Origin of the sequence: Pseudomonas sp. R1-6, assembly GCF_051132115.1 — a bacterium.
Taxonomy (GTDB): Bacteria; Pseudomonadota; Gammaproteobacteria; order Pseudomonadales; family Pseudomonadaceae; genus Aquipseudomonas.
Map to the genome: position 1 here is coordinate 4045700 of NZ_CP071662.1, position 25565 is coordinate 4071264.

At 61.7% G+C, this 25565-nt stretch carries 26 protein-coding genes and 1 pseudogene; 13 read left to right on the forward strand and 14 right to left on the reverse strand.

The window, feature by feature from the left end:
* Positions 1-94 precede the first annotated feature (94 nt).
* Together J3P81_RS18240 and J3P81_RS18245 are read left to right on the forward strand one after the other, a co-directional pair.
* A complete protein-coding gene (locus tag J3P81_RS18240) occupies positions 95-679 on the forward strand; it encodes a hypothetical protein (protein ID WP_434560187.1) in 585 nt (194 codons plus the stop codon).
* A 185-nt stretch (positions 680-864) separates the two neighbouring features.
* Positions 865-2175 (forward strand): PQQ-dependent sugar dehydrogenase, encoded by a 1311-nt coding sequence (locus J3P81_RS18245; protein ID WP_434560189.1) that lies wholly within the window; start codon positions 865-867, stop codon positions 2173-2175.
* An 83-nt stretch (positions 2176-2258) separates the two neighbouring features.
* On the opposite strand, the gene J3P81_RS18250 is transcribed toward J3P81_RS18245, so the two are convergent.
* From J3P81_RS18250 to J3P81_RS18270, 5 genes are all read right to left on the reverse strand, one after another.
* The gene (locus J3P81_RS18250; protein WP_434560191.1) at positions 2259-2792 is read right to left on the reverse strand and encodes a C40 family peptidase; all 534 of its coding nucleotides are present in this window, start codon (positions 2790-2792) and stop codon (positions 2259-2261) included.
* 165 nt (positions 2793-2957) lie between these two features.
* Complete coding sequence (locus tag J3P81_RS18255) at positions 2958-3584, reverse strand: C40 family peptidase (protein ID WP_420767446.1); 627 nt, start codon at positions 3582-3584, stop codon at positions 2958-2960.
* Between the two features lie 276 nt (positions 3585-3860).
* Positions 3861-4565 carry a DnaA regulatory inactivator Hda gene (hda, locus tag J3P81_RS18260; protein ID WP_420767447.1) on the reverse strand — a complete coding sequence of 235 codons (705 nt, stop codon included), beginning with the start codon at positions 4563-4565 and terminating at the stop codon, positions 3861-3863.
* A gap of 169 nt (positions 4566-4734) precedes the next feature.
* A complete protein-coding gene (locus tag J3P81_RS18265; protein WP_420767448.1) occupies positions 4735-5808 on the reverse strand; it encodes an AI-2E family transporter in 1074 nt (357 codons plus the stop codon).
* Between the two features lie 32 nt (positions 5809-5840).
* Positions 5841-6899, reverse strand: a complete 1059-nt coding sequence (locus tag J3P81_RS18270) for a DUF2066 domain-containing protein (RefSeq protein ID WP_434560193.1) — start codon at positions 6897-6899, stop codon at positions 5841-5843.
* A 365-nt stretch (positions 6900-7264) separates the two neighbouring features.
* Between J3P81_RS18270 and purM the strand changes: the two genes are divergently transcribed.
* The 4 genes from purM (at position 7265) to J3P81_RS18290 (ending at position 10174) form a co-directional block, all read left to right on the forward strand.
* Entirely contained in the window at positions 7265-8323 is a 1059-nt protein-coding gene (purM, locus tag J3P81_RS18275; RefSeq protein WP_420767450.1) for a phosphoribosylformylglycinamidine cyclo-ligase, read from the forward strand.
* Positions 8323-8973, forward strand: coding sequence for a phosphoribosylglycinamide formyltransferase (purN, locus tag J3P81_RS18280; RefSeq protein WP_434560195.1), 651 nt, complete (start codon positions 8323-8325; stop codon positions 8971-8973). The genes purM and purN overlap by 1 nt, the downstream gene beginning before the upstream one ends.
* Before the next feature lie 8 nt (positions 8974-8981).
* A complete protein-coding gene (locus tag J3P81_RS18285) occupies positions 8982-9695 on the forward strand; it encodes a DUF3108 domain-containing protein (protein ID WP_434560197.1) in 714 nt (237 codons plus the stop codon).
* 284 nt (positions 9696-9979) lie between these two features.
* Positions 9980-10174, forward strand: coding sequence for a hypothetical protein (locus J3P81_RS18290; RefSeq protein WP_420767453.1), 195 nt, complete (start codon positions 9980-9982; stop codon positions 10172-10174).
* 139 nt (positions 10175-10313) lie between these two features.
* Here J3P81_RS18290 and J3P81_RS18295 read toward each other — a convergent pair whose 3' ends face one another.
* The 7 genes from J3P81_RS18295 to J3P81_RS18325 all read right to left on the reverse strand — a co-directional run bounded on the left by J3P81_RS18295 (position 10314) and on the right by J3P81_RS18325 (position 18714).
* The gene (locus J3P81_RS18295) at positions 10314-10853 is read right to left on the reverse strand and encodes a DUF2058 domain-containing protein (RefSeq protein WP_420767454.1); all 540 of its coding nucleotides are present in this window, start codon (positions 10851-10853) and stop codon (positions 10314-10316) included.
* A gap of 26 nt (positions 10854-10879) precedes the next feature.
* Positions 10880-11713 carry a nucleoside triphosphate pyrophosphohydrolase gene (gene mazG / locus J3P81_RS18300; RefSeq protein ID WP_420767455.1) on the reverse strand — a complete coding sequence of 278 codons (834 nt, stop codon included), beginning with the start codon at positions 11711-11713 and terminating at the stop codon, positions 10880-10882.
* A 65-nt stretch (positions 11714-11778) separates the two neighbouring features.
* Positions 11779-14025, reverse strand: a complete 2247-nt coding sequence (relA, locus tag J3P81_RS18305) for a GTP diphosphokinase (RefSeq protein ID WP_030142406.1) — start codon at positions 14023-14025, stop codon at positions 11779-11781.
* A gap of 100 nt (positions 14026-14125) precedes the next feature.
* Positions 14126-15496: a 23S rRNA (uracil(1939)-C(5))-methyltransferase RlmD gene (rlmD, locus tag J3P81_RS18310; RefSeq protein WP_434560199.1), complete on the reverse strand. Its 1371-nt coding sequence runs from the start codon at positions 15494-15496 to the stop codon at positions 14126-14128.
* Positions 15496-16398, reverse strand: coding sequence for a cysteine synthase CysM (gene cysM / locus J3P81_RS18315; protein WP_420767457.1), 903 nt, complete (start codon positions 16396-16398; stop codon positions 15496-15498). Before cysM ends, rlmD begins: the two co-directional genes overlap by 1 nt.
* A gap of 185 nt (positions 16399-16583) precedes the next feature.
* Positions 16584-18005, reverse strand: coding sequence for a histidine kinase sensor domain-containing protein (locus tag J3P81_RS18320; protein WP_434560201.1), 1422 nt, complete (start codon positions 18003-18005; stop codon positions 16584-16586).
* Positions 17992-18714: a response regulator transcription factor gene (locus tag J3P81_RS18325; RefSeq protein WP_434564136.1), complete on the reverse strand. Its 723-nt coding sequence runs from the start codon at positions 18712-18714 to the stop codon at positions 17992-17994. Before J3P81_RS18325 ends, J3P81_RS18320 begins: the two co-directional genes overlap by 14 nt.
* 217 nt (positions 18715-18931) lie before the next feature.
* Here J3P81_RS18325 and J3P81_RS18330 point away from each other — a divergent pair, with 217 nt between their 5' ends.
* The 4 genes and pseudogenes from J3P81_RS18330 to J3P81_RS18345 all read left to right on the forward strand — a co-directional run bounded on the left by J3P81_RS18330 (position 18932) and on the right by J3P81_RS18345 (position 22713).
* Positions 18932-21682 carry a response regulator gene (locus J3P81_RS18330; protein WP_434560203.1) on the forward strand — a complete coding sequence of 917 codons (2751 nt, stop codon included), beginning with the start codon at positions 18932-18934 and terminating at the stop codon, positions 21680-21682.
* Positions 21667-21774, forward strand: a pseudogene (locus J3P81_RS18335) (2-hydroxyacid dehydrogenase); the annotation flags it as partial. The gene J3P81_RS18330 and the pseudogene J3P81_RS18335, both read left to right, overlap by 16 nt.
* 100 nt (positions 21775-21874) lie before the next feature.
* A complete protein-coding gene (locus J3P81_RS18340; protein WP_420767460.1) occupies positions 21875-22309 on the forward strand; it encodes a hypothetical protein in 435 nt (144 codons plus the stop codon).
* Entirely contained in the window at positions 22309-22713 is a 405-nt protein-coding gene (locus tag J3P81_RS18345; RefSeq protein ID WP_420767461.1) for an META domain-containing protein, read from the forward strand. Before J3P81_RS18340 ends, J3P81_RS18345 begins: the two co-directional genes overlap by 1 nt.
* A 55-nt stretch (positions 22714-22768) precedes the next feature.
* On the opposite strand, the gene J3P81_RS18350 is transcribed toward J3P81_RS18345, so the two are convergent.
* A complete protein-coding gene (locus tag J3P81_RS18350) occupies positions 22769-23236 on the reverse strand; it encodes a TlpA family protein disulfide reductase (protein ID WP_434560205.1) in 468 nt (155 codons plus the stop codon).
* A 104-nt stretch (positions 23237-23340) separates the two neighbouring features.
* Between J3P81_RS18350 and arsC the strand changes: the two genes are divergently transcribed.
* The 3 genes from arsC to J3P81_RS18365 are packed head-to-tail and all read left to right on the forward strand — an operon-like array spanning position 23341 to position 24714.
* Positions 23341-23694 carry an arsenate reductase (glutaredoxin) gene (gene arsC / locus J3P81_RS18355; protein WP_420767463.1) on the forward strand — a complete coding sequence of 118 codons (354 nt, stop codon included), beginning with the start codon at positions 23341-23343 and terminating at the stop codon, positions 23692-23694.
* Positions 23691-24296 (forward strand): NAD(P)H:quinone oxidoreductase, encoded by a 606-nt coding sequence (gene wrbA, locus J3P81_RS18360; RefSeq protein WP_434560207.1) that lies wholly within the window; start codon positions 23691-23693, stop codon positions 24294-24296. Before arsC ends, wrbA begins: the two co-directional genes overlap by 4 nt.
* A complete protein-coding gene (locus tag J3P81_RS18365) occupies positions 24289-24714 on the forward strand; it encodes a DUF2069 domain-containing protein (protein ID WP_434560209.1) in 426 nt (141 codons plus the stop codon). Before wrbA ends, J3P81_RS18365 begins: the two co-directional genes overlap by 8 nt.
* 114 nt (positions 24715-24828) lie before the next feature.
* Here the strand turns inward: J3P81_RS18365 and J3P81_RS18370 are convergent, their stop codons facing one another.
* On the reverse strand, positions 24829-25503 hold the full coding sequence (locus J3P81_RS18370) for a DNA-3-methyladenine glycosylase I (RefSeq protein ID WP_420767466.1): 675 nt from the start codon (positions 25501-25503) through the stop codon (positions 24829-24831).
* Positions 25504-25565: the final 62 nt, after the last annotated feature.

Below are 25565 nucleotides of genomic sequence, written 5' to 3' on the forward strand. Positions count from 1 at the left end.
TCAATAAGCTGACGTCAATCTTGTGTGATCCTGCGGCAAGTGATATCAAAGAGACACTACGACCCGATATCACAAGAACAAGAGGGCAAATGCGATGCAAGGCATGATCATCAGCAATCCGAAACTGGAATTCCTGCGCCCGGTGCTGGAACGCTGGTTCGATTGTATCGACCGCTACAACGCCGTGCGCGGCGATAACGACACACCCTATTGGCACAATGAAAAAGCCAATCTCGGCCTGCTGTCGGCCGCAGCCTGGATGGCGGAGATGGTCACGCTGCAGGACGCAGCGACTCGCAAGCAGAATGAAGAAGGCGAACGTAATGTCAGCGCCGATCTGTTGATTGCCAGCAGCGATGAACGCGCCTACATCCAGAGCACGCAGCGCTGGCCGAAGGTCAACAACCTGAACCTGACCCAACCGTTGCTGGAAGCCACCAGCGACGCCAAGCGGATCAGCTACGCCAGCGACCTGAAACTGGGTTGCCTGTTCATCGCCCCGCAAAAAGCCCAGCAAAGCGCGACGCCAGAAGAGTTGCAGGACATGATCGATGACCTGCAAAAGGAAAACACCTGCGCCGTGGCCTGGTACTTCCCTTATGCCTACCGCAAGTTGCGCAACGAGGCCGGACACTATCACCCAGGGGTCGCGGTGCTGTTCAAGCAGGCTCATGGTTGATTGTGGCAGCGAGCCTGCTCGCTAGACGGGGGAGCAATCCGCATTTCACTGCCAGGTTGACCTGCTTTCGCGAGCAGGCTCGCTCCCTCAGGAAATTCGTTTGCCAGGCGGGTCGCCCCACCGTTGAACCATCCCACGTCTACGCTTCTCTATGAGTAATCACATGCACTCATAGGGAAGTCCGCATGCTCAAGCCAAATCACCTGTTGATCGCCGCCCTTGCTACAGGGCTTGTCGCTTGCGGCGAGTCGTCGACATTGCAGGTTTCCGACGGCATCGGCCCGTCACCGAAACTGCCCGAGCCGAACAAGACCCTGATGCCCACGGTGAATATCGCTGAAGCCATCGGATGGCCGGACGGCGCCAAGCCAACCCCGGCCCCAGGCCTGAAGGTGGTTGCCTTTGCCGAAGGCCTGGATCATCCGCGCTGGCTTTACGTGCTACCCAACGGCGATGTGCTGGTGGCCGAAACCAACGCCCCCCCCAAGCCCGACGATACCCAAGGCATTCGTGGCTGGGTCATGAAGAAAGTCATGGACCGCGCCGGCGCTGGCGTCCCCAGCCCCAATCGCATCACCCTGCTGCGGGACGCCAATCACGACGGCGTCGCCGAAACCCGGACGATTTTCCTGGAAAACCTCAACTCCCCGTTCGGCATGACGCTGGTGGGCAATGACCTCTATGTGGCCGACACCGACCGGTTGATCCGTTTCCCTTACAAGGAAGGCGATACGCAAATAAAGGCGCAACCCACCAAGGTTGTCGATTTGCCCGGCGGCCCCCTCAACCACCACTGGACCAAGAACGTCATTGCCAGCCGGGACGGTAACAAGTTGTACGTCACGACCGGCTCCAACAGCAACGTCGCGGAAAATGGCATGGACGCGGAAGAAGGCCGCGCGGCCATCTGGGAGGTGGATCGGGCCGCCGGCAGTCACCGCATCTTCGCCTCAGGGCTGCGCAACCCCAACGGCCTGGCATGGGAGCCCCGCAGCGGCGCCCTGTGGACGGCGGTCAACGAACGGGATGAGATCGGCAGCGACTTGGTGCCGGACTACATCACCTCGGTGAAGGACGGCGGCTTTTATGGCTGGCCGTACAGCTACTACGGGCAGAACATCGACGTGCGCGTCGAGCCGCAAAATCCCGAACTTGTGGCCAAGGCCATTGCTCCCGACTATGCCGTCTGCCCTCATACGGCTTCATTGGGCCTGACCTTCGCCGAAGGCGGCACATTGCCCGCGCCGTTTACAGAAGGCGCCTTCATCGGGCAACACGGCTCCTGGAACCGCAAGCCCCACAGTGGCTACAAAGTAATCTTCGTCCCGTTCAATGCCGGCAAACCCGTGGGCCAGCCCGTGGACGTGCTGACCGGTTTCCTCAACGCAGACGAAAAAGCCCAGGGGCGGCCGGTGGGCGTGGTGATCGATAAACAAGGTGGGTTGTTGGTGGCTGATGACGTAGGGAACAAGATCTGGCGGGTATCGAAAAATTAACGCTCAAACCGATCCCCGTGGCGAGGGAGCAAGCTACCTCGCCACAAGAGCGATCCAGCAGCGCAAGAATCCAATCGTCAGGGTCAGGGATTACGCGCCAGATGTTCCGGTTGCAACACCCGCTTGGCACCGAGGTAGGCCTTCTGCCAATAGGCCTTGGACAGACTGTCGAGCTTGACCGTGCCGCCGGTGGCCGGTGCGTGGACGAAACGTCCCTCCCCTACATAAATCCCGGCATGGCTGACCTGAGATCCACCATTGGTGGCGAAGAACACCAGGTCGCCCGTCTGCAACGCATCTTTGCCAACCTCTGGCGCGTGCATGCTGATCATTTCGCGGGTGGAACGCGGCAAAGAGATCCCGGCAGCGTCACGGTACACATAGCCGATCAAACCGCTGCAATCGAAACCTGAGTCCGGCGTGTTGCCACCCCAACGATAGGGCGTCCCCACCAAGCCCAGCGCACGGAAAAGCACGTCTTCAGCGGCGGGAGAAAAAGTCTGGGAGGGCGCGAATACCACTGGAGCCCGCACCGGCGCGGGCGGTGGGGTGCGACTGGCGCAGGCGCTGAGCAGCGCGGCAAGAACAATCAGAACGAGGCGGGCCGACGTCGACATATGCGGAACAATCCTGATCTGGATGCGGCTTTTCTGCCGTGGAGATGGAAACAAATCCGCCCGCGTAGTACGCAGGCGGATTGCCATCAATCAATGATCTAGGATTCTAGCGGCTATGGGACAAACTTCAAGTAAGACTTTAAGTTTGCCCTACAAACTGTGCGCTTACTTGCGAGCCGTGACCACGGTCGGTGCCATGGCAAGAGCACGCTTGGCTTCGATGAAGGTCTTGCTCCAGTAGCTGTCGCCCAGGCTGTCGATTCGCACCCCACCGCTGCGGCGGCTGCTGGAGTGGATGAACTGGTTGTCGCCCAGGTAGATACCGGCGTGGCTGACCCGACCGCGACGACCATTGGTGCTGAAAAACAGCAGGTCGCCAGGCTCAAGCTGGTTGCGAGCAACCAGCGGGGCATTTACGTTGATCATTTCGCGGGTGGAACGGGGCAGGTTCATGCCCGCCTCTTCACGAAACAGGTAACCGATGAAGCCACTGCAATCGAAGCCGGCCTCGGAGGTACCGCCAAAACGGTAACGAGTGCCAATCAAGGACATGCCGCGTTCCAGGATGCTGTCCGCCAGCACCGGAAGCTGATAAGGCTTGCTGCCGGCGAAGTCTGCCAGCTCTTTATCGGAGGCCACTTCTTCCTGGAACGCAACGGAGGAAGATTGGGCAGTTACAGAACTCTTGACTTGGGGTTGCTGCGCTTGCTGGGACACTGGAGAGTGGGCAGCGCAACCGAACAACAGGGTAACGAGTGCGAGAGGCACGAGGGGTGCGAAGCGACTGAGCATGGGCACGACCGTGGCTGAAGTAGTAAAGATGGCGAGACTATGCCTTCTATCGACCTCATTTGCAAATTCAATCGATGCAAATGTGACTTCTCGGTTTTTCGTTTACATCTAAGCGCTTAAGCCCATTTTGAACGGTGCCGAGGGAGCTTGCTCCCGTTGGGCCGGTCCGACGCCTCGGGCGCAGCGGCCCCTTTTGTGAGCGCTTCGCACTGGAGCGCCAGCCCGGTCAAGCGGGAGCAAGCTCCCTCGCCACAAAAGATCTCGTCCAAAAAATTTTCACCACCCCAAGGTTTCTTTCAAAAAAGGAATCGTCAGCTTGCGCTGGGCCTGGAGCGATGCCTGGTCGAGGCGTTCGAGCAATTCGAACAATGCGCTCATGCTGCGCGTGCCGCGGGTGAGGATGAAATGACCAACCTCGTCGGTCAGGTGCAGGCCACGTCGCGAAGCACGCAGTTGCAATGCCCGTAGCTTGTCCTCATCGGAAAGCGCACGCATCTGGAAAATCAGCGCCAGGGTCAGGCGCGATTTCAGGTCCGCCAGCTTCACCGGCAATTCCCGTGGCGAGGTCGATGCGGCGATCAACAGGCGTCGGCCGCTGTCGCGCAGTCGGTTGAACAAATGAAACAGCGCCTCTTCCCAGTCCGCCTTGCCGGCCACGGCCTGCAGGTCATCCAGGCAGACCAGTTCGTACTGCTCGAGGTTGTCGAGGATTTCAACGCCGCGATCCATCAGTTCCGCCAACGGCAGGTAGACGGCCGGCTCGCCCAGCTGCTCGAACCGCAAGCAGGCGGCCTGCAAAAGGTGCGTGCGCCCTACTCCGTCCTTGCCCCACAGGTAGATCAGGCTTTCGGTCCAGCCAGCGTCGGCTTCGCAAAGCCGCTCGACATAGCCGAGTGCAGCGGCATTGGCGCCTGGGTAGTAGTTGATAAAGGTGGCGTCATCACGCAGACGCACACCAAGGGGCAGCTGAATCGGTTTCATGCTGACTGAACGGCTCCAAAGGAACCATTAGTGGCCTCTGTGTAAAGTTTGCAAAGTTTATACCCGTGACGCAGACCGCACAATGCGCCGGACCACGAGCAAAATCAAAGGTTTGCAGCGACAAGGGAGCGAAGCGTCAGTTTCCCTGACGCCCCGCCCTGGATTTAACCTACAGTTCAGGGTCTTCAACGCCGCTGTAGATGTCCGAATCCTTGTACAGATCGTGCATATGCCGCACCAGCACCATGATCACCGCCGCCACCGGCAGCGCCAGCAGGATCCCGGTAAAGCCGAACAGCTCGCCCCCCGCCAGGATCGCAAAGATCACCGCCACCGGATGCAGGCCAATACGATCACCCACCAGCAACGGCGTCAGCACCATGCCTTCCAGGGCCTGCCCGACCATGAACACCGCCACGATACCAACCATGGGATACAGGTCCCCGCCAAACTGGAAGAGTCCGGCGATCAACGCCGCGCCAATTCCAATGACGAAGCCCATGTACGGCACGATGGCCGCCAATCCGGCGATCATGCCAATCAGCAACCCCAGCTCCAGCCCTACCAGCATCAACCCCGCCGCATAAATAAAGCCCAGCGCGACCATGACCAGCAGTTGCCCGCGCACGAACGCCCCCAACACTTCATGGCATTCGCCGGTGAGCGTCATGATGCGTTCTTCGCGGTGACGCGGCAGCAGGCTGCGGATCTTGGCCATCATCAGGTCCCAGTCGCGCAGCAGATAGAACGCTACCACCGGAATGAGCACCAGGTTCGCCAGCCAGCCAATCAACGCCAGGCTCGAAGCGGTGGCCTGGCTCAACACCACGCCGACGATATCGGTGGTCTGTCCCATATGTTCGCTGATGGCCGCCTTGACCTTGTCGAACTTCCAGAAGCCATCGGCCAGCCCCAGTTTCGACTGCACCCAAGGCACCGCGGTGTGTTGCAGCCAATCAAGCATCTGCGGTGCCAGCTCATACAGGCGCAACAGTTGCTTGGCGAGCATGGGGATCAATACCAGCAACAGGGCACTGACGATCAAGGTGAACAGCGCGAACACCGCCACCACGCCCCACGTCCTGGACAAGCCGAGTTTTTCCAGGCGATCCACCACCGGATCGAACAGATAGGCCAACAGCAGCGCAACCAGGAACGGCGTGAGAATCGGGTGCAGCAAGTAGATAAACGCAATCAGCAGGGCGACCCCACCCAACCAGAACCAACGCCGCGTATCGCCCATGAACCACTCCTGACTCTATAAAGGAAGAAATCCTACCAGCGAAACCGCAGGTTCGGGGTCGGCGCCGGTGTTGGCTGCGCGGGCGAGATTGTTCCATCGGCAGCAGGCTGAGCCACGGGCGGCGGCGCGACAACCTCACCGGCGGGTACTTCCTGGAGTTTCGCCAAGGCCAGTTGTGCCTTCAACTGCTCGGCGCTGCCATTGACCTTGTAGACGATCACGTCGCCTTCGACCCGCTGCAACTGCCCACCGAACGGTTCGAGCAACCGCCCTAGCGCCGCGTAACGTTCGAGGTTCATGCCCTGCACTTCGAGCAATTGTTCCGTCGCCACCCCCGGCTTGGCCACGAAGCGCGGCGCCAAGCGCTGGCTCACCGCCAACATCACGGCGTCGGCCAGTGCGGCAGGATCGCCGCCCTGGGCACTGCCCTGCTCGCGCTGGTCGCCCAGCCACAGGCGCCACGTCGCTTGCCACTGCCCACCCTCTTCCTTGGCGTGGACCGCCAGCAACGCGTCGGAACCATAACGCTCCGACACCTCGCGCAACGGCGCCGGGTCGTTGCCTTCAAGGTTCGGCGCAGTGGCGACAATCTGCTCGCTCAAGTCCGCCAGCGGCAGGTGCAGCGGCAAGCCCCGGTGCTGGGCAGCGCGGCGCAACGGCGTGGCGCTGGCCTGTCCATCCCCCACCAGGCTGGAACCTTCTACCGAGTCGTTGAGCCACCAGCCCAGGATCGAGGGGCGATTCGCGCCCCACAGCGACAACCCCGCCGAACGCAACGCCCGGTCGGTGCTGGCGGGATCGAAATCCACCTGCAGACTTTCCGGCGGGCCGGCGTCGTAGCCGTATTGAAGAATGATTTGTTGCGGGTCCTTGCGGATCGCCGCCAGGCCAGGGTTCTGCGCGGCCTTGGCGTCGCCGGTCAGGCGCAGCACCAGGGTATCCAGCGCTCGCAATGTTGCCTGGTTACGCTCGTCCGGTGCCTGGCTGCTGACCGGTTCACGTACCTGATAAAGGTTGTTGAGGGTTTCGGCATGGCTCGCCAGGCTGATCAGCGACAGGCAGCCAACAGACAAGAGTTTGAACAGACGCATGGAAAATTCCCGGACAAAACGGCTGGCACCGGCCGTGTGGAGAAGACTGAGCATGGCTGTGACACGGCGCCCGGCAAAACATTCAGCCGCCCGAGGCAAGTTTCGACACCGTCACAACCACAGTCGCTTACCGCTACACCTTATACAGACGCGCCGTGCAGTACCAACAGAAGAAATATCGGTTTTTTTGGCGGATATGACCCTGCCCGTCGGCGCGAGGATGGCCGCTGCCCCACAAGCCTGATAAAATCGCGCGCCTTCGCAGACCGGCAATGGCTGGGCATCCGGAATAATCGTACATCGGTTATCCAAGGGCCCCGGCGATCGGTCGTTACCCAGAATTCCCCCCTTTAAAGGCCTGGATCATGAGCAAGCAACCTTCCCTGAGCTACAAGGACGCCGGTGTGGACATCGACGCCGGTGAAGCATTGGTCGAACGCATCAAGAGCGTCGCCAAGCGCACTGCGCGCCCGGAAGTCATGGGCGGCCTGGGCGGTTTCGGCGCCCTCTGCGAGATCCCGGCCGGCTACAAGCAACCGGTACTGGTCTCGGGCACCGACGGCGTCGGCACCAAGCTGCGCCTGGCCCTGAACCTGAACAAGCACGACAGCATCGGCATCGACCTGGTGGCCATGTGCGTGAACGACCTGGTGGTCTGCGGCGCCGAGCCGCTGTTTTTCCTCGATTACTACGCCACCGGCAAACTGAACGTCGACACCGCTGCCCAGGTCGTGACCGGCATCGGCGCCGGCTGTGAGCTGTCCGGCTGCTCCCTGGTGGGCGGCGAAACCGCTGAAATGCCTGGCATGTATGAAGGCGAAGACTACGACCTGGCCGGTTTCTGCGTAGGCGTCGTGGAAAAAGCCGAAATCATCGACGGCTCGAAAGTTGCCGCCGGCGATGCCCTGCTTGCCTTGCCTTCTTCCGGCCCGCACTCCAACGGCTACTCCCTGATCCGCAAGATCATCGAAGTCTCGGGCGCGGACATCGAGAACACCCAGCTCGACGGCAAGCCGCTGGCCGACCTGCTGATGGCCCCGACCCGCATCTACGTCAAGCCGCTGCTCAAGCTGATCAAGGACACCGGCGCCGTCAAGGCCATGGCCCACATCACCGGTGGTGGCCTGTTGGACAACATTCCGCGCGTGCTGCCAAAAGGCGCCCAGGCCGTGGTCGACGTGGCGAGCTGGACCCGCCCGGCGGTATTCGACTGGCTGCAGGAAAAAGGCAACGTCGACGAAACCGAAATGCACCGCGTGTTGAACTGCGGCGTGGGCATGGTCATCTGCGTGGCCCAGGAGCACGTCGAGACTGCCCTGAACGTGCTGCGTGACGCAGGCGAACAGCCTTGGGTCATCGGCCAGATCGCCACCGCGGCCGAAGGCGCTGCGCAAGTCGAGCTGCAAAACCTTAAGGCACACTGATGTCCGCAACCTGTGACGTGGTGGTGCTGCTGTCCGGCACCGGCAGTAACTTGCAGGCCCTGATCGACAGCACGCGGACCGGCGACAGCCCGGTCCGTATCCGCGCGGTGATTTCCAACCGCGCTGATGCCTACGGCCTGCAACGTGCCACGGACGCAGGGATCGACACCCGCGTCCTGGATCACAAGGCATACGAAGGCCGCGAAGCCTTCGATGCCGCGTTGATCGAACAGATCGACGCCTTTAATCCGCAACTGGTGGTATTGGCCGGTTTCATGCGCATCCTCAGCGCCGGCTTCGTGCGTCATTACCAAGGCCGCCTGTTCAATATCCATCCTTCGCTGCTGCCCAAATACAAAGGGTTACACACTCACCAGCGGGCGCTGGAGGCCGGAGACACGGAGCATGGCTGCTCGGTGCACTTCGTCACCGAGGAACTCGATGGCGGACCACTGGTCGTACAGGCAGTAATACCGGTAGAGTTGCACGACACGCCGCAAAGCCTGGCGCAACGGGTCCATGCCCGCGAGCACCAGATCTACCCGATGGCCGTGCGTTGGTTTGCCGAAGGCCGGCTGGCCCTCGACGATCGGGGAGCCTCACTGGACGGCCAGTTGCTCGCCGCCAGCGGCCATTTGATTCGATACTAGGAGATTTTATGCGTCGCGCCCTGCTCTTCGCTTGCGCTCTGCTTGCCCTGCCCCTGGCACAAGCGGCAGACCTTCAACCGTTCTCCGCCAGCTACACCGCCGACTGGAAGCAGTTGCCCATGAGCGGCACCGCCGAACGCAGCCTGACCAAAGAGGCCAACGGCATCTGGAAGCTGAGCTTCAAGGCTTCGATGATGATCGCCAGCCTGACCGAAGAAAGCACCCTGACCCTGGACAAGGACACTCTCCTGCCACAGTCCTACCACTTCGAGCGCGGTGGTCTGGGCAAGGCAAAGAAGGCTGATCTGGACTTCGACTGGAACACCAAGATGGTCACCGGCACCGATCGCGGTGACGCGGTCAAGATCCCGCTGAACCGGGGCATGGTCGACAAATCCACTTATCAGCTCGCCCTTCAGCATGACGTCGCGGCCGGCAAGAAAAGCATGAGCTACCAGGTCGTTGATGATGGCGAAGTCGATACCTATGACTTCCGCGTGCTGGGCTCGGAGAAAGTCGACACCAAGGCCGGCCAGATCGACGCGATCAAGGTCGAGCGCGTGCGCGACCCGACACAGAGCAAGCGCATCACCGTGCTTTGGTTCGCCAAGGACTGGGACTACCTGCTGATACGCCTGCAACAGGTCGAGACTGACGGCAAGGAGTACAACATCATGCTCCAGGACGGCACGGTCAACGGCAAGGCTGTGAAAGGCAGCTGATCCACATCAACAACACGAAGCCCCGCATACGCGGGGCTTTTTTTTGTTCGCTATTCCAAGCCCACCACCTACCCCTGTGGGAGCGAGCCTGCTTGACGACATGAAAACTTCTTCATGAAAAACCACTTGCGACCGAATGCCGCGCACCGCCTGGCCTCCAGGATCGTTGGACTTTCCATGAAAACTTCTTAACGAACCGAGGGATTTACCTAGCACGCTATCAAAATCTATAACAAAACCCTGCACACGCCTTGCTGCAGATAACAGAGATTGGAGCTTGCAAGATGACTGTGAAAGTAACTGAACGCGACGACGCCCACATGTCCCACGAAGGCATTGCCGCCGGCATCCGGATCTGGGATGTGCATCAACAGGATTTGCTGGTGGGGATGTTCCACTCCGAAACGGACGCCCACAGCTATAAGGCCGAGCTGGAGCGAGAGGAACTGCAGCGCTTGCGTGAGACCGCGCAATCCTGAAAAACAACATATACCCTAATGTGGGAGCGAGCCTGCTCGCGAAAGCGGTACATCAGTCAAACAGTATTGGCTGACACACTGCTTTCGCGAGCAGGCTCGCTCCCACAGGTCGTCCACAGGTCTTGCGATCAGTTCATTCTCACCACATCAAATCATCAGGAATCTGATAAGCCGCGTACGGATCATCGGCATCGACTTCTTCAGTCTGGGTGTTGAGCTGCACGATGCGCTTGGGATCGCGCTCCTGGATTTTAAGCGCCGCTTCACGCGGGATCACTTCATAGCCGCCAGCGTGGTGGACGATCGCCAGGGAGCCGCTGCTCAGCTTGTTGCGCATCAGCGCGTTGACCGAAATGCGCTTGACCTTCTTGTCATCGACAAAGTTGTAGTAGTCGTCAGTGGTCAGCTTTGGCAGGCGCGAGACTTCAATCAATTGTTTGATCTGCGCCGCACGGGCTTTCTGCTCGGCCTTTTCCTGCTGCTGACGGTTGAGCTCCTGGTCGCGCTTGACCTTTTCGGCCATGGCTTCCTGAGCCGCCCGCTGCTGGGAATCATCCAGTTCGACCTGGCCTTTGTGGGCCAGGCGCTGCTGTTTCTGTTTCTCTTTGCCGACCTGCTTGGCCTGCTTTTGGTTGACCAGCCCTGCTTTGAGCAACTGGTCGCGAAGGGAAAGGCTCATGGTGCTTACTCACTTAGGCAACGGCCTCAGCCACAGCTGGGCAAATTCTTTTCCTGACGTTTGGCTTCGCCCCACAAGGCGTCCAACTCTTCGAGGGTGCAATCTTCCATGGGACGACGGGTGTCGCGCAATGCCTGTTCGATAAATCGGAACCGTCGCTCGAACTTTGCGTTGGCGCCACGCAGGGCAGTCTCGGGATCGACCTTGAGGTGTCGCGCCAGGTTGACCACGCTGAACAACAGGTCACCCACCTCGTCATTGATGGCAGCCGGATCATTGTCCGCCATGGCTTCGAGCACTTCGTCCAGCTCCTCGCGAACCTTGTCCAGTACCGGCAACGGCCCCGGCCAGTCGAACCCCACCTGTGCGGCACGCTTCTGCAACTTTGCCGAACGGGACAAGGCCGGCAGCGCCGCTGGCACATCGTCGAGCAGCGATAATTGCTCGGGCGCCGACGTCTTTTCAGCTCGCTCCTGTGCCTTGATTTCCTCCCAGCGCTGCTTCACCTGCTCTTCGCTCAGGCGCGGAATATCCACGGGCGCATACAACTCGCCGGTGGGAAACACGTGGGGATGGCGACGGATCAGCTTGCGGGTGATGCTGTCGACCACGCCGGCGAATTCGAAACGGTTCTCCTCCCGGGCCAACTGGCTGTAATACACCACTTGGAACAGCAGGTCGCCCAACTCACCCTGCAAATGATCAAGATCGCCACGCTCGATCGCATCAGCCACTTCATACGCTTCTTCCAGGGTATGGGGAACGATGGTGGCGTATGTTTGCTTGATGTCCCAGGGGCACCCGTACTGCGGGTCCCGCAGCCGGTTCATCAGGTGGAGCAGGTCTTCAAGGCTGTACATCAATCCGTCCCGTCACAAAAAAACATGTGGGAGCGAGCTCCCACATCAACCAAGACAACCAGCGATCAGCCCGGCGTCCGATTACGCCGGGTCTCGATGATGTTCGGCAACTGGGAAATCCGCCCCAGCAGCCGCCCCAACGCGTCCAACCCCGGAATCTCGATGGTCAGGGACATCAGCGCGGTGTTGTCTTCCTTGTTCGAGCGAGTATTCACCGCGAGCACGTTGATGCGCTCGTTGAGCAATACCTGGGACACGTCACGCAGCAAGCCGGAACGGTCGTAGGCGCGGATGACGATGTCCACCGGATAAGTGAGCACCGGCACCGGGCCCCAGCTGACCTGGATGATCCGTTCCGGTTCACGACCCGCCAATTGCAGCACTGACGCACAGTCCTGGCGGTGGATACTCACGCCGCGACCCTGGGTGATGTAGCCGACGATCGCATCCCCCGGCAGCGGCTGGCAGCAACCGGCCATCTGGGTCATCAGGTTGCCCACGCCCTGGATCTGGATGTCGCCGCGTTTGCCCGGCTTGTAGCCGGTGGCCTTGCGCGGAATCAGCTCCAGTTGCTCGTTGCCCCGCTCCGGCTCCACCAGCTGCTGGGCCAGGTTGACCAGTTGCGCAAGGCGCAGGTCGCCGGCACCAAGGGCGGCGAACATGTCCTCGGCGGTCTTCATGTTGGCCTTTTCGGCCAGCTTGTCGAAGTCCACCTGCGGCAGGCCCAGGCGACTCAGCTCGCGCTCGAGCAAGGTCTTGCCGGCGGCGACGTTCTGGTCGCGGGCTTGCAACTTGAACCAATGGACGATTTTCGCCCGTGCCCGCGAGGTGGTGATGTAGCCCAGGTTCGGGTTCAACCAGTCGCGGCTCGGCGTGCCGTGCTTGCTGGTAATGATCTCGACCTGCTCACCGGTTTGCAGGCTGTAGTTGAGCGGCACGATCCGCCCGTTGATCTTGGCGCCACGGCAGTTGTGGCCGATCTCGGTGTGCACCCGGTAGGCGAAATCCAGCGGCGTCGCGCCTTTGGGCAAGTCGATGGCATGGCCGTCAGGCGTGAAGATGTAGACCCGGTCCGGTTCGATATCGACCCGCAATTGCTCGGCGAGGCCGCCGATGTCGCCCAGTTCCTCGTGCCATTCCAGCACTTGGCGCAGCCAGGAGATTTTTTCTTCGTAATGGTTGGAGCCGGACTTGACGTCGGTACCCTTGTATTTCCAGTGGGCACAGACCCCCAGCTCTGCTTCCTCGTGCATGGCGTGGGTGCGGATCTGCACTTCCAGCACCTTGCCCTCCGGGCCGATCACGGCGGTGTGCAACGAGCGGTAGCCGTTTTCCTTGGGGTTGGCGATGTAGTCGTCGAATTCCTTCGGAATGTGCCGCCACAACGTGTGGACGATACCCAGCGCGGTGTAGCAGTCACGCATTTCAGGGACCAGCACGCGAACGGCGCGAACGTCGTAGATCTGGCTGAATTCCAGGCCCTTGCGCTGCATTTTTCGCCAGATGGAATAGATATGCTTGGCCCGGCCGCTGATATCGGCTTCCACGCCGGTGGCCTGCAGCTCTTCGCGCAACTGGGTCATGACGTCGGTAATGAAGCGTTCGCGATCCAGGCGTCGCTCGTGCAGCAACTTGGCGATCTGCTTGTACTGGTCGGGCTCCAGGTAGCGGAAGGACAAATCCTCCAGCTCCCACTTGATGTGACCGATACCCAGGCGATGAGCCAGCGGCGCGTAGATGTCGAATACTTCCCGGGCAACGCGATTGCGCTTCTCGTCGTCGGCGGATTTCACGGCGCGGATCGCGCAGGTACGCTCGGCGAGCTTGATCAGCGCGACACGCACGTCGTCGACCATGGCAACGAGCATCTTGCGCAGGTTTTCCACCTGGCCCTGGGTGCCCAGCACCATGGATTGCCGCGGACTGAGGCTGGCGCTGATTGCCGCCATGCGCAGCACACCGTCGATCAGCTTGGCGACCACGGTGCCGAAGCGCTGGCTGACGACCGGCAGTTGGATCTGCCCTTCGCGCACGCCGCGGTACAGCACCGCGGCGACCAGCGAATCCTGGTCCAGCTTGAGGTCGGCGAGGATCTCGGCGATCTCCAGGCCCGTCTGGAAACTCGAGGTGCCTTCGGACCACAGGTTCTTCGCCGCATTGTGTTGCTGCTCCGCCTCGCGAGCGAACTCGCAAGCGGCCTTCAAGGCTTCGCGATCCAGTGCCGTGTCGATACTGACCGCGTGATCGAGCCAAGCCTCGAGATTGATACTGCCGTCAGTGTTGATCGGCTGGTGTGCTCTCACCTGTACCATCTTTACTTACCTTCCCTACGACGCAGATTCAATGCGTCAACATCGCTGACCTTCGTTGCCCGTGTTTCCGCCCAGGGCCGTGGCGGAGTGCACGAACGGGTCAGTCGGACAAGCCATCCTGGCTCGCTTCAAATAACGCCATGGCCTCGACATGCGCCGTCTGAGGAAACATATCGAGAATCCCGGCACGTTTTAACCGGTAGCCCTGCTTGATCAATTCGACCGTGTCCCGCGCCAAAGTTGCCGGGTTGCACGATACATAAACCAACCGTCTGGCACCCAGGGATGCCAGCTTGCGCACCACCTCGAAAGCACCGTCACGGGGTGGGTCCAAGAGTACCGCAGAAAAGCCTTCGCCGATCCATTCGGCACCCGCCAACGGCTGGGATAAATCGGCCTGAAAAAAAGCAGTGTTATGCAAATTGTTGCTGACGGCGTTGGCCGCGGCACGGTCGACCATGGTTTGCACGCCTTCCACCGCCACCACCTCGCGCACGCTTTTGGCCAGTGGCAAGGCAAAGTTGCCCAGGCCGCAGAACAGGTCCAGCACCCGCTCTTCGGAGCGAGGCGCTAGCCATTGCAAGGCCTGGGCGACCATCGCTTCGTTGACGGCGGCGTTTACCTGGATGAAGTCCCCTGGCCGGTAAGCCAGGTCCAGGTCCCAGGTTTCCAGGCGATAGCCCAGGGAGCGTCCCGGATCGACCGGTTGCGGCTCGCCTTCGCCATGCAGCCACAGTTGGGCTTCGTGGAACGCACAAAAATCCTTGAGGATCGTCAGGTCGGCTTCCGACAGTGTGGCCATATGCCGCAACAGCAGCGCGAGGGACGAGCCGGCGAACAATTCCACATGGCCCAGCGCCTGGGGCTTGCCCAGGCGACGAAGCATCTGGGGCAAGCGACTCATGATCGGTTGCAAGGGCTGTACCAGCACCGGACATTGGTCGATGGCGACAATGTCCTGGCTGCCGACGGCACGCAAACCCACTTCGAGCTTCTTCGCTTTCTGATCCCAACGCACTGCCACCCGGGCTCGACGCCGGTAGCCAAACTCCGGCCCGCTCAAGGGCTCGGCCCATTCTTGCGGCTCAACGCCCGCCACCCGTGACAGCTGCTCGGCGAGCATGCGCTGTTTAAGGGCGAGTTGTTCGTTGTGGGGCAGATGCTGCACGCTGCATCCACCGCAGCGACCGGCATGGACACACGGCGCGGCACGACGCAGCTCGCTGGGCGAAAACACTCGTTCAGTGCGGGCCTCGACCACCTTGCCGTGGGCACCGAGCACCCGCGCCTCGACTTCTTCACCGGCCAGGGCGCCGATGACAAACCAGGTGCGCCCGTCGACAAACGCAATGCCCCGGCCATCGTTGGCCAGGCGTTCGATGGTCAAGCGCTGCTTTTTACCGGTGGGCACTTGCGGGGCCCGGCTTCCGCCGCTGGGCTGGAAGCGCAAGCCTCTTTCTTGCTTGGCCATCAGTTGGGCGCGTCGAAAATGCCGGTCGACAGGTAACGGTCGCCACGGTCGCAGATGATCGCGACGATCACCGCATTCTCGACTTCCCGGGACAGGCGCAGCATGCCCGCCACGGCACCGCCCGAAGACACGCCGCAGAAGATGCCTTCTTCCCGCGCCAGGCGCCGGGTCACGTCCTCGGCTTCGCTCTGGGCCATGTCGATGATGCGGTCCACGCGGTCGGCCTGGTAGATCTTCGGCAGATACTCTTCGGGCCAGCGGCGGATGCCGGGGATGGCCGAGCCTTCCATTGGTTGCAGGCCAACGATCTGTACGTTCGGGTTCTGTTCTTTCAAATAGCGCGACGTGCCCATGATGGTGCCGGTGGTGCCCATCGAGCTGACGAAATGGGTGATCGTGCCGTCGGTCTGGCGCCAGATCTCAGGGCCGGTGGTGGTGTAGTGGGCTTCTGGATTGTCGCCGTTGGCGAACTGATCCAACACTTTGCCACGCCCCTCGGCCTGCATGCGTTCGGCCAAGTCCCGGGCGCCCTCCATGCCTTCTTCCTGGGTTACCAGGATCAATTCGGCGCCATAGGCTGTCATCGCGGCCTTACGCTCGGCGCTGGAATTGTCGGGCATGATCAGGATCATCTTGTAGCCCTTGATCGCCGCCGCCATCGCCAGGGCGATGCCGGTATTGCCGGACGTCGCCTCGATCAGCGTATCGCCGGGCTGGATCTGGCCCCGCAATTCGCCGCGGGTGATCATCGACAGCGCCGGTCGGTCCTTGACCGAACCCGCCGGGTTATTCCCTTCGAGCTTGAGCAAAAGCGTATTGCTGGTCGCGCCAGGCAGGCGCTGCAGGCGAACCAGCGGAGTGTTGCCGACGCAATCGGCGATGGTTGGGTACTGCAAAGTCATGGCGTATTCGCAATCCGGGCTGCGGGGGCGCCTATCATACCGGCAAACCGGGCGAGGCCATATCACGCAAAGTGAGGGGGTTATGGCTTATGGGAATAAGCCTTTAGGAATCGGTGCAGTCCCGTGGCGAGGGAGCTTGCTCCCGCTGAGTGGCAAAGCCGCCCCAATCGGGACTTCGCGGTATTTCAAGCCGTTTGTAAGGGGCCACTTCGCGCCCCAGCGGGAACAAGCTCTCTCGCCACGTCGGCGGTGTGCGGCTCAACGGCCAGCAGCCGCAGATTCAAGCGCAACCCTTTCACGCCATTGTGCGCCCACACCCGCCCGCCTTGGCGCTCCACCGCGTTGCGAGCGATGCTCAACCCCAATCCAAACCCGCCGTTCCCTGGCCGGGAGCCATCCAGGCGGATGAACGGATCGAAGATGCGGTTGAGATCCTGCTCGGCCACGCCGCCGCCTTCATCTTCCAGCCACAGCAACCAGAACCCATCCTCACGCCGACCATCCAGGCGCACAATGCCGCCGGGCGGTGAATGGCGAATAGCGTTACGCAGGATGTTTTCCAAGGCCTGAGCCAAAGTATTGAGGTTGCCTTGCACCCAGCAGCTGGCGTCGACGGCGCATTGCAACTGGCTCGCCGGCCAGCCGGTTTCGTAGCAGGCGTTTTCGGTGAGCATTTCCCACAGCGCCTGGACCTGGATCGCCTCGGCGGGCAACGGCGCCCGGTCGGTATCGAGCCAGGCCAGTTGCAAGGTGTCTTCGACCAGCCCCTGCATGCAGTCGACTTCCCGGGCGACGCGCTCGCGCAGGCGAATCAGGTCCTGCTCACTGTCGCCCGCCACCTGCAAGCGACTCAAGGGCGTGCGCAATTCATGGGACAGGTCTCGCAGCAGTTGCTGTTGCAAGGCGACGGTGGACTGCAGGCGTTCGGACATTTGATCGAAAGCGCGGCCCAGTTCGCCCAGTTCGTCGGCTCGATCGGTGGTACGGGCAGGCAGGCGCACGTTCAACTGATCGGCGCGCCAGACATTGGCCTGTTCGCGCAGCTGATTGAGCGGCACCACCAGCAAGCGATACAGCCCGACACACAGCAGCAGGGTAAACAGCCCAGGAATGACACCGTTGGTGATCACGCGCCAGAACACTCGATAACGTCCCGGCAGGAAACGCTCGGGCAGTTCGATCACCAGGCTGCCGATGGATGGATTCTCTGGGAAAGGCACCCGCAACCACGGCCGTCCCTTTTTGTGGATGGGCCAATCGAGGCCGCGCAGAAAGGTGAGGCGCTCGATTTCCCTGTCCGTGAGCGGGTGTTCGCTCAGTGACTGCAAGTCACCGCCAATGACCCCTACCCAGCTCGCTTCACGATATTGCATAGCGTAGACCCATTGATCGACGCCCGCGCTTCCATCGGTCAGCCACGCCTGCTCAGCTTCGGCGGCGTAACGCGTGAGGGTGCCGCGGGCTTCGTCCGACAGGAACTGATTGCGCACTTCCATGTAGCGCCCCCAGGACCAGCTCAGCCAGATCATCAGCAAGCAGAACGCTACCAGCAGGCATGCCAGCTTCCAGAACAGCGAGTGCCTGCCGGGCAGGTCAGACCATTTCATCGACAACACTCAAGACATAGCCTTTGCCCCACACCGTGCGCAATTCGCGCTGGGTATAGCCGATGGCCTTGAGCTTGCGGCGTATCTGGCTGACATGCATGTCCAGGCTGCGATCGTGGGGGGCGTAACCGCGCTGTAACACGTGCTGGTACAGGAAGGCCTTGCTCAACACTTCTTCGCCGCTGCGGTGCAGCACGTCCAGCAAGCGATATTCGCTGCGCGTCAACCCCGCCCATTGTCCCTGGACCTGCACATCGCTGCGCTCTTCGTCGAAACCCAGATCCTGGCTCTGGCGCAGGATCGCCACCTGGGCCGGACGTCGGTCCAGCGCGACGCGCCGCAGGATGGCCTCGATGCGCACCCGTAGCTCCACCATGCTGAAGGGCTTGGGCAAGTAGTCGTCAGCACCAAGGCGAAAGCCACTGATGCGATCCGCTTCGGCGCCCAGCGCGGACATCAGCAACACCGGCGTCGCCTGGCGCTTGCGCAAATGCGTCAACACCGCGAGACCGTCCAGGCCGGGCAGCAGGATGTCCATCAACACGACGTCAAAAGCCTGCCGGCAGGCGATATCCAGGCCTTCCTGGCCGTTCTGGCACCAAGTGACGTCGAACCCGCTGCGGCCCAGATGCTCATGAACATAAGCACCCAGTACGGGGTCGTCTTCTATGGAAAGGATACGGGGCGGCACGGCGGCGTGGGGGCTCATCAGTTTCTGCAAATAATTCTCAGTTGAGCAATTATTCAAGATCGCTTCCCTACAGGCAACCGCCGCGTATCGCCCCGCTCAATCCTGGCAGCGACGCGGATGCACGGCGACATGAATTTTACGGAGAAGGCTCGCCTGCAAATCGCTACACTGCGCAGGTGTTGCGTGCCGGATGCGCGCAAAGCTCAATCAGACCGCTGGATGCAGGAGACAAGGTGTGCTCAAGAAACTGGGAATCAAAGGCCGTGTGCTGTTGCTGACCCTGTTGCCAACCAGCCTGATGGCGCTGGTTCTGGGCGGCTATTTCACCTGGATGCAGCAATCGGACCTGCATGCCCAACTGCTGCAAAGGGGCGAAATGATCGCCGAACAGCTGGCGCCGCTGGTCGCCCCCGCCCTTAGCCGCCAAGACACCGAACTGCTGGAGCGCATCGCCACCCAGTCCCTCGAGCAAGCCGATGTCCGGGCCGTGACCTTCCTGGCCCCCGACCGCGCTCCGCTGGCCCACGCCGGCCCGACCATGCTCAACCGGGCACCGGAAGGCAACAGCAGTCAACTGCTGCAACGCACCGGCAACGACGCCACCCGCTACCTGCTGCCGGTGTTCGGCAAGCACCGCAACCTGGCCGGCGAACTGATCCCCGAAGAGGCCGACCGCCTGCTGGGCTGGGTCGAGCTGGAGTTGTCCCACAGCGGCATGTTGCTGCGCGGTTACCGCAGCCTGTTCGCCAGCCTGCTTCTGATCGCCGCCGGGCTGGGATGCACCGGGCTATTGGCCTTGCGCATGGGCCGCACCATCAACCGTCCGCTGAGCCAGATCAAGCAGGCCGTGGCGCAGCTCAAGGATGGGCACCTGGAAACCCGCCTGCCACCGCTGGGCAGTCAAGAGCTGGATGAATTGGCGTCGGGCATCAATCGCATGGCCGGGACCTTGCAGAACGCCCAGGAGGAATTGCAACACAGCATCGACCAGGCCACCGAAGACGTGCGCCAGAACCTGGAAACCATCGAGATCCAGAACATCGAGCTGGACCTGGCCCGCAAGGAAGCCCTGGAAGCGAGCCGGATCAAATCCGAGTTCCTGGCGAACATGAGCCATGAGATTCGCACGCCGCTCAACGGCATCCTGGGTTTCACCCATCTATTGCAGAAAAGCGAACTGACCCCGCGCCAGCTCGACTACCTGGGCACCATCGAAAAATCCGCCGACAGCCTGCTGGGCATCATCAACGAAATCCTCGACTTCTCGAAGATCGAGGCCGGCAAGCTGGTGCTCGACAGCATCCCGTTCAACTTGCGGGACCTGTTGCAGGACACCCTGACCATCCTCGCCCCCGCCGCCCATGCCAAGCAATTGGAATTGGTGAGCCTGGTCTACCGGGACACGCCGCTGTCGCTGGTGGGCGACCCGCTGCGTCTCAAGCAGATCCTCACCAATCTGGTGAGCAACGCCATCAAGTTCACCCGGGAAGGCACCATCGTCGCCCGCGCGATGCTCGAAGACGAGCACGAAGACAGCGTGCAGCTGCGCATCAGCATCCAGGACACCGGTATCGGCCTGTCCAGCCAGGACGTTCGCGCGTTGTTCCAGGCGTTCAGCCAGGCCGACAACTCCTTGTCCCGGCAACCCGGCGGCACCGGGCTGGGCCTGGTGATTTCCAAGCGGCTGGTGGAACAGATGGGCGGCGAGATCGGCGTGGACAGCACGCCAGGCGAAGGCTCGGAGTTCTGGATCAGCCTGCGCCTGCCCAAGACCCGCGATGACGCCGAGGATCTCCCCGGCCCGCCGTTGCTGGGCCGGCGGGTGGCCGTCCTGGAAAATCACGAGTTGGCGCGCCAGGCTTTGCAGCACCAGCTCGAAGACTGTGGCCTGCAAGTCACGCCGTTCAACACGCTGGAGAACCTGACCAACGGAGTCACGGTTGCTCACCAGACCGAACAGGCCATCGACCTGGCGGTGCTCGGCATCACCAGCAACGACATGCCACCCGAGCGCTTGAACCAGCACATCTGGGACTTGGAACACCTGGGCTGCAAAGTCCTCGTGCTGTGCCCTACCACCGAACAAACGCTGTACCACCTCTCCGTCCCGAACCCCCACAGCCAATTGCAGGCCAAGCCGGCCTGCACGCGTAAGTTGCGGCGGTCGCTTTCCGACCTGGTCAACCCCCGCCCAACGCGCAACGAACCCAATGAACCGGTGGCCAGCCGAGCGCCAAAAGTGCTGTGCGTGGACGACAACCCGGCGAACCTGCTGTTGGTGCAAACCCTGCTGGAGGACCTGGGCGCCCGGGTGCTGGCGGTGGAAAGCGGGTACGCCGCGGTCGAGGCGGTGCAACAGGAAACCTTCGACCTGGTCCTGATGGATGTGCAGATGCCCGGCATGGACGGTCGCCAGAGCACCGAGGCGATCCGCCAATGGGAAAGTGAGCGGCATTGCACACCGCTGCCGATCGTTGCCCTCACTGCCCACGCCATGGCCAACGAAAAACGCGCCCTGCTGCAAAGCGGCATGGATGACTACCTGACCAAGCCCATCAGCGAGCGGCAGCTGGCCCAGGTCGTGCTCAAATGGACCGGCCTGGCCTTGCGCAACCAGGTGCCGGACCGGGGCGCGGACGCCCATCGCAGCGGTGAGCTGCTGGTGCTCGATCATGAAGAAGGCCTGCGCCTGGCCGCCGGCAAGGCCGACTTGGCGGCGGATATGCTGGCGATGCTGCTGGCATCCCTCGAAGCCGACCGGGAGGCGATTCGCCAGGCCAGCGAAGCCAACGATCACAACGCCCTGATCGAGCGGGTCCACCGCCTGCACGGTGCCACGCGCTACTGCGGCGTACCGCAACTGCGCGCGGCCTGCCAGCGCAGCGAAACCCTGCTCAAGCAGAAGGATCCGAAGGCCGCGGCGGCCCTGGAAGACCTGGAGCTGGCCATCAATCGCCTGGCCAGCGAGGCTCGCATCAGTGCCTGACCCACGAAGCGTTGGCCGCCATCGCCACGACCACACTGGATAACATCGCAGCCTGGGCCGCCGGCGCGCCGCAGAACCTGATAGATAGCTGACTCGCTCCCAGAGTGAATGGAGTTTCGTCGGCCAACCTTTCATCGAGTCCATGCCCCAGCCATGCCCCGTGCTAGCATGTCGCGCCTATTTGGAGGACCCATGGCCGAACACGATTTTCGCTACACCCTGATGAACCCGCAGCACACCTTGACCGAGGTCCGCGCCCTGGCGCCAGGCCGTTACCAGGTCACTGGCAATGGCGGTTCGATCCAGGCCAACGACGTATTGCTCGTGACCCTCAAGGGCAGCAAGGACCTGTCCATGCGCCTGACCGTGGACACTGTTCGCCATCTGCTCAAGCCAATGGGCCAGTGGACCGCCATGACTACCGGCCCGGTATTCGGCGAACTGGCGATCCACACCTGGCAGGTCAATTGCGACCGCTGCACCAAGGAACTGAGCTTCGAATTCGCCGTCGATGCCAAGCTCGGCACCAAGGCCCAGAAACCGGCCGCCACCGCGCGCATTGCCGAGCTGGGCTGGCAGACGGTCGGCGAGAAGCATCTGTGCCCCCAATGCCAGGAAGCCGCTTGATGAAACGCCTGTTCCTGGCCACGCTGGTCGGCGCGGGCCTGATGGGTTGCGCCGCCGATCCGGTGCAGCTACAGCAAAACCGCAGCTATATTCTTGAATGGATCGGTGAGCGGCCATTGATGGACTACAGCCACCTGACCATCACCCTCGGCGATGATGGCCGGGCCTATGGCAATGCCGGCTGCAACCATTGGTTTGCGCCCTACACCCTGGAAGGCGACCGGCTGAGTTTCGGCAAGATCGGCAGCACCCGCAAACTCTGCCCCCCGGCAGTGATGGAGCAGGAGACGCGATTCTTGCAGGCGCTACAGAAAGTCGAACGCTGGGATGTTTCCCCCATCGAACAGATGCGTTTCTGGCCCGCCCAGGGCAAGCCGCTGCGCTGGTGGTTGGAGGAAGGCTGAGGCCTTGCCTGACCAGGCACTGGCGAGAGACTTGCTCCCTCGCCACTGAACCCCGCTATTTCAGCGCCTGCAACGCTTCCAGCTTCGCCATCACCGCCGCCGCCGTCTGCTCCCCAAGCAATTGCTCACGCACCTTGCCCTGGTTATCGATGATGTAGGTCACCGGCAATCCTTCGCTGCGAGGGATATCGAAGAATTCGGCCGGGTCCTGGGCCAATACGCTGAAGCGAATCCCCATTTTTTCGCTGGCGCTCCTGAGCTCTTCACCCTGTACCTGATCGAAGTTGACACCGAACACGCCCACGTTTCGACCCTTTAGCTGCTCGGCGAGCGCGTTGAATTCCGGAATTTCAGTGCGGCAGGGTGCGCACCATTCGGCCCAGTAATTGAGCACCACCCATTGTTTGTCCAACCGCTTCGAAGCGATCGGCTGGCCGTTCTGGTCCACCCCATAATCGTTTCCACAGCCGGCGAGCAATAGAATGCCGAAAAAAGCCAGTGCCGCCGCCAATCGCCTTGTCATGTGCCAATCCTTGTCTGAAATGTGAACGCTGGCCGCCCATCACGTGCTAGGCGCCGCGCTGCACAGTAGAATAGCCGCCACCTTACGCAAGATGCGACCTGCTCATGACTGATCTGACGCTTTATCACAACCCGCGCTGCTCCAAATCCCGCGGTGCGCTGGAACTGTTGGAGGCCCGAGGCCTGACGCCCACCGTCATCCGTTATCTTGAAACCCCGCTCGACGCCGAGCAGCTCAAGGCCTTGCTGGGCAAGCTTGGCATCAGCGCGCGGCAATTGCTGCGCACCGGCGAGGACGAGTACAAGGCGCTGGACCTGGCCAACGAGAACCTGGGCGAGAACGATCTGATCGCTGCCATCGTCGCCCATCCAAAGCTCATGGAACGGCCGATCCTCGAAGCCGGCGACAGAGCCGTGATCGGCCGTCCGCCGGAAAAGATTCTGGAGATCCTGCCGTGAGCGCGCCGTACATCCTGGTGTTGTATTACAGCCGCAGCGGCTCTACCAACGAAATGGCCCGGCAGATTGCCCGGGGCGTCGAGCAGGCCGGCCTGGAAGCGAGGTTGCGTACGGTGCCGGCGATCTCCGCCGAGTGCGAGGCGGTGTCGCCGGACATTCCGGAACAAGGCCCGCTGTACGCCACGCTCGATGACCTGAAAAATTGCGCCGGCCTGGCCCTCGGCAGCCCGACCCGTTTCGGCAACATGGCCGCGCCGCTGAAATACTTCCTCGACGGCACCAGCAACCTTTGGCTCACCGGAGCCCTCGTCGGCAAGCCGGCCGGCGTGTTTACCTCCACCGCGAGCCTGCATGGCGGCCAGGAAACCACCTTGTTATCGATGATGCTGCCACTGCTGCATCACGGCATGCTGATCACCGGCCTGCCTTACAGCGAGTCGGCCTTGATCGATACCCAGGGCGGCGGTACGCCCTACGGGCCGAGCCACCATGCTGGCGCCGATGGCAAAAGCGGCTTGAACGAACACGAAGTTGCCTTGTGCCGCGCCTTGGGATTGCGCCTGGCGAAAACCGCCCTGTTGCTGGAGAACGGCCGTGGCTAAGAAGCCGAAAATCCTGCCGCCCATCCAATGGCTGGAGCCACGCGTACGCATCGCCCGCGCCGTCAGCCTGCTGTGCTTTTTCGGCTTGGTGGGGTTGCTCAGCGCGTATTACTTGCTCATCGCCGACCTGCACGGCGCGCGCCCGTGGGTGATCTTGCTGATCGAATTGGTGCCCCTGCTGATCCTCGCGCCGGGCATGCTCAGCGGCAGCGCCCGCGGGCATTCCTGGATGTGTTTCGTGGTCAATCTGTATTTCATCAAGGGCGCCCTGGCCGCCTACGATCCGAACCGGCATGTGTTCGGCTTGCTGGAAATGGCAGCGAGCGTGGCGGTGTTCTGCTCGGCGTTGCTGTACGTACGCTGGCGGTTTCAGTTGAACCGGCGGTTGGCTGGCGAAGGCGATATCGCCGTCGCCTGATACGCCGCCTTCGCGAGGAGGGCTCGCTCCCACAGTGGACTTGTAAACGCTGAAAATCCCCTGTGAAAGCGAGCCTGCTCCGGGCGGCGATCCGACGATGGCCGCAACCCGGTCTCAATGATTCACGGTATAAGCCAGCATCATCGAAATCTGCGACATCGGCCGCCCGCCACTCTCTTCATGCCACTGATTGAAAGCTGCCTGCACCGTCGCAAGATCCCGCAGGCTCGTGGGGGCTTTGTCGATGATGTCTTGGGCATTGAGCGCCGCTACCACGTCATAACTGGGCACGAATGTGTCCTTGCCCATCATCCTCAGGAAACGCGGTGCCGACAGGCCGCCCAGTTGATGGCCGTGTTTCTTCAGATAAGTCCACAGGCCCACTATGTCAGTCACAGGCCAGTCGGCGACCAGCGCCCCAAAGCTGCCCTTTTCGTGGGCCACGTCCAGGATCAACTGCGCGTTGCGCGGCACGCTCTTGAGCTTGCCCAGGTGGCGGATGATCCGCGCGTCCTGCATCAGCCGCTCCAGGTGCTCGGCGCCCATCAGCACGACTTTCTCCGGATCAAATTTGAAGAACACCTCTTCAAACGCCGGCCACTTGGCGTCCACCAGGCTGTGCTTGAGCCCGGCGCGAAACACCCGCAGGGCCATGGTCGAGAGGTAGCGGTCGTCGCTGATCTTGCGCAGTTGCGCCGGGGTCTTGGGTACAGGCAGGTGGGCTTCCAGTTCAGCCGCCGAACCGAAGCGGTTCAGACAATACTCGTGCAGCCACTTGTAATCGCGCATGCCCTCTCCTGGTATTGAAAAAGAAACGGCGCTCGCAAGCGCCGTGGATAAAACCGGTTGGC

Excerpts from the sequence above, each read along its gene's own strand:
- hda (WP_420767447.1), bottom strand. The coding sequence starts at position 4,565 with ATGAAACCGATTCAGCTGCCCCTTGGTGTGCGTCTGCGTGATGACGCC.
- cysM (WP_420767457.1), bottom strand. The coding sequence starts at position 16,398 with ATGACTTTGCAGTACCCAACCATCGCCGATTGCGTCGGCAACACTCCG.
- J3P81_RS18340 (WP_420767460.1), top strand. The coding sequence starts at position 21,875 with ATGGCCGAACACGATTTTCGCTACACCCTGATGAACCCGCAGCACACC.
- J3P81_RS18295 (WP_420767454.1), bottom strand. The coding sequence starts at position 10,853 with ATGAGCCTTTCCCTTCGCGACCAGTTGCTCAAAGCAGGGCTGGTCAAC.
- J3P81_RS18240 (WP_434560187.1), top strand. The coding sequence starts at position 95 with ATGCAAGGCATGATCATCAGCAATCCGAAACTGGAATTCCTGCGCCCG.
- relA (WP_030142406.1), bottom strand. The coding sequence starts at position 14,025 with ATGGTACAGGTGAGAGCACACCAGCCGATCAACACTGACGGCAGTATC.
- J3P81_RS18325 (WP_434564136.1), bottom strand. The coding sequence starts at position 18,714 with ATGAGCCCCCACGCCGCCGTGCCGCCCCGTATCCTTTCCATAGAAGAC.
- J3P81_RS18290 (WP_420767453.1), top strand. The coding sequence starts at position 9,980 with ATGACTGTGAAAGTAACTGAACGCGACGACGCCCACATGTCCCACGAA.
- J3P81_RS18250 (WP_434560191.1), bottom strand. The coding sequence starts at position 2,792 with ATGTCGACGTCGGCCCGCCTCGTTCTGATTGTTCTTGCCGCGCTGCTC.
- J3P81_RS18345 (WP_420767461.1), top strand. The coding sequence starts at position 22,309 with ATGAAACGCCTGTTCCTGGCCACGCTGGTCGGCGCGGGCCTGATGGGT.
- arsC (WP_420767463.1), top strand. The coding sequence starts at position 23,341 with ATGACTGATCTGACGCTTTATCACAACCCGCGCTGCTCCAAATCCCGC.
- J3P81_RS18265 (WP_420767448.1), bottom strand. The coding sequence starts at position 5,808 with ATGGGCGATACGCGGCGTTGGTTCTGGTTGGGTGGGGTCGCCCTGCTG.
- mazG (WP_420767455.1), bottom strand. The coding sequence starts at position 11,713 with ATGTACAGCCTTGAAGACCTGCTCCACCTGATGAACCGGCTGCGGGAC.
- J3P81_RS18270 (WP_434560193.1), bottom strand. The coding sequence starts at position 6,899 with ATGCGTCTGTTCAAACTCTTGTCTGTTGGCTGCCTGTCGCTGATCAGC.
- purN (WP_434560195.1), top strand. The coding sequence starts at position 8,323 with ATGTCCGCAACCTGTGACGTGGTGGTGCTGCTGTCCGGCACCGGCAGT.
- J3P81_RS18255 (WP_420767446.1), bottom strand. The coding sequence starts at position 3,584 with ATGCTCAGTCGCTTCGCACCCCTCGTGCCTCTCGCACTCGTTACCCTG.
- J3P81_RS18350 (WP_434560205.1), bottom strand. The coding sequence starts at position 23,236 with ATGACAAGGCGATTGGCGGCGGCACTGGCTTTTTTCGGCATTCTATTG.
- J3P81_RS18370 (WP_420767466.1), bottom strand. The coding sequence starts at position 25,503 with ATGCGCGATTACAAGTGGCTGCACGAGTATTGTCTGAACCGCTTCGGT.
- J3P81_RS18245 (WP_434560189.1), top strand. The coding sequence starts at position 865 with ATGCTCAAGCCAAATCACCTGTTGATCGCCGCCCTTGCTACAGGGCTT.
- rlmD (WP_434560199.1), bottom strand. The coding sequence starts at position 15,496 with ATGGCCAAGCAAGAAAGAGGCTTGCGCTTCCAGCCCAGCGGCGGAAGC.
- purM (WP_420767450.1), top strand. The coding sequence starts at position 7,265 with ATGAGCAAGCAACCTTCCCTGAGCTACAAGGACGCCGGTGTGGACATC.
- J3P81_RS18285 (WP_434560197.1), top strand. The coding sequence starts at position 8,982 with ATGCGTCGCGCCCTGCTCTTCGCTTGCGCTCTGCTTGCCCTGCCCCTG.
- J3P81_RS18320 (WP_434560201.1), bottom strand. The coding sequence starts at position 18,005 with ATGAAATGGTCTGACCTGCCCGGCAGGCACTCGCTGTTCTGGAAGCTG.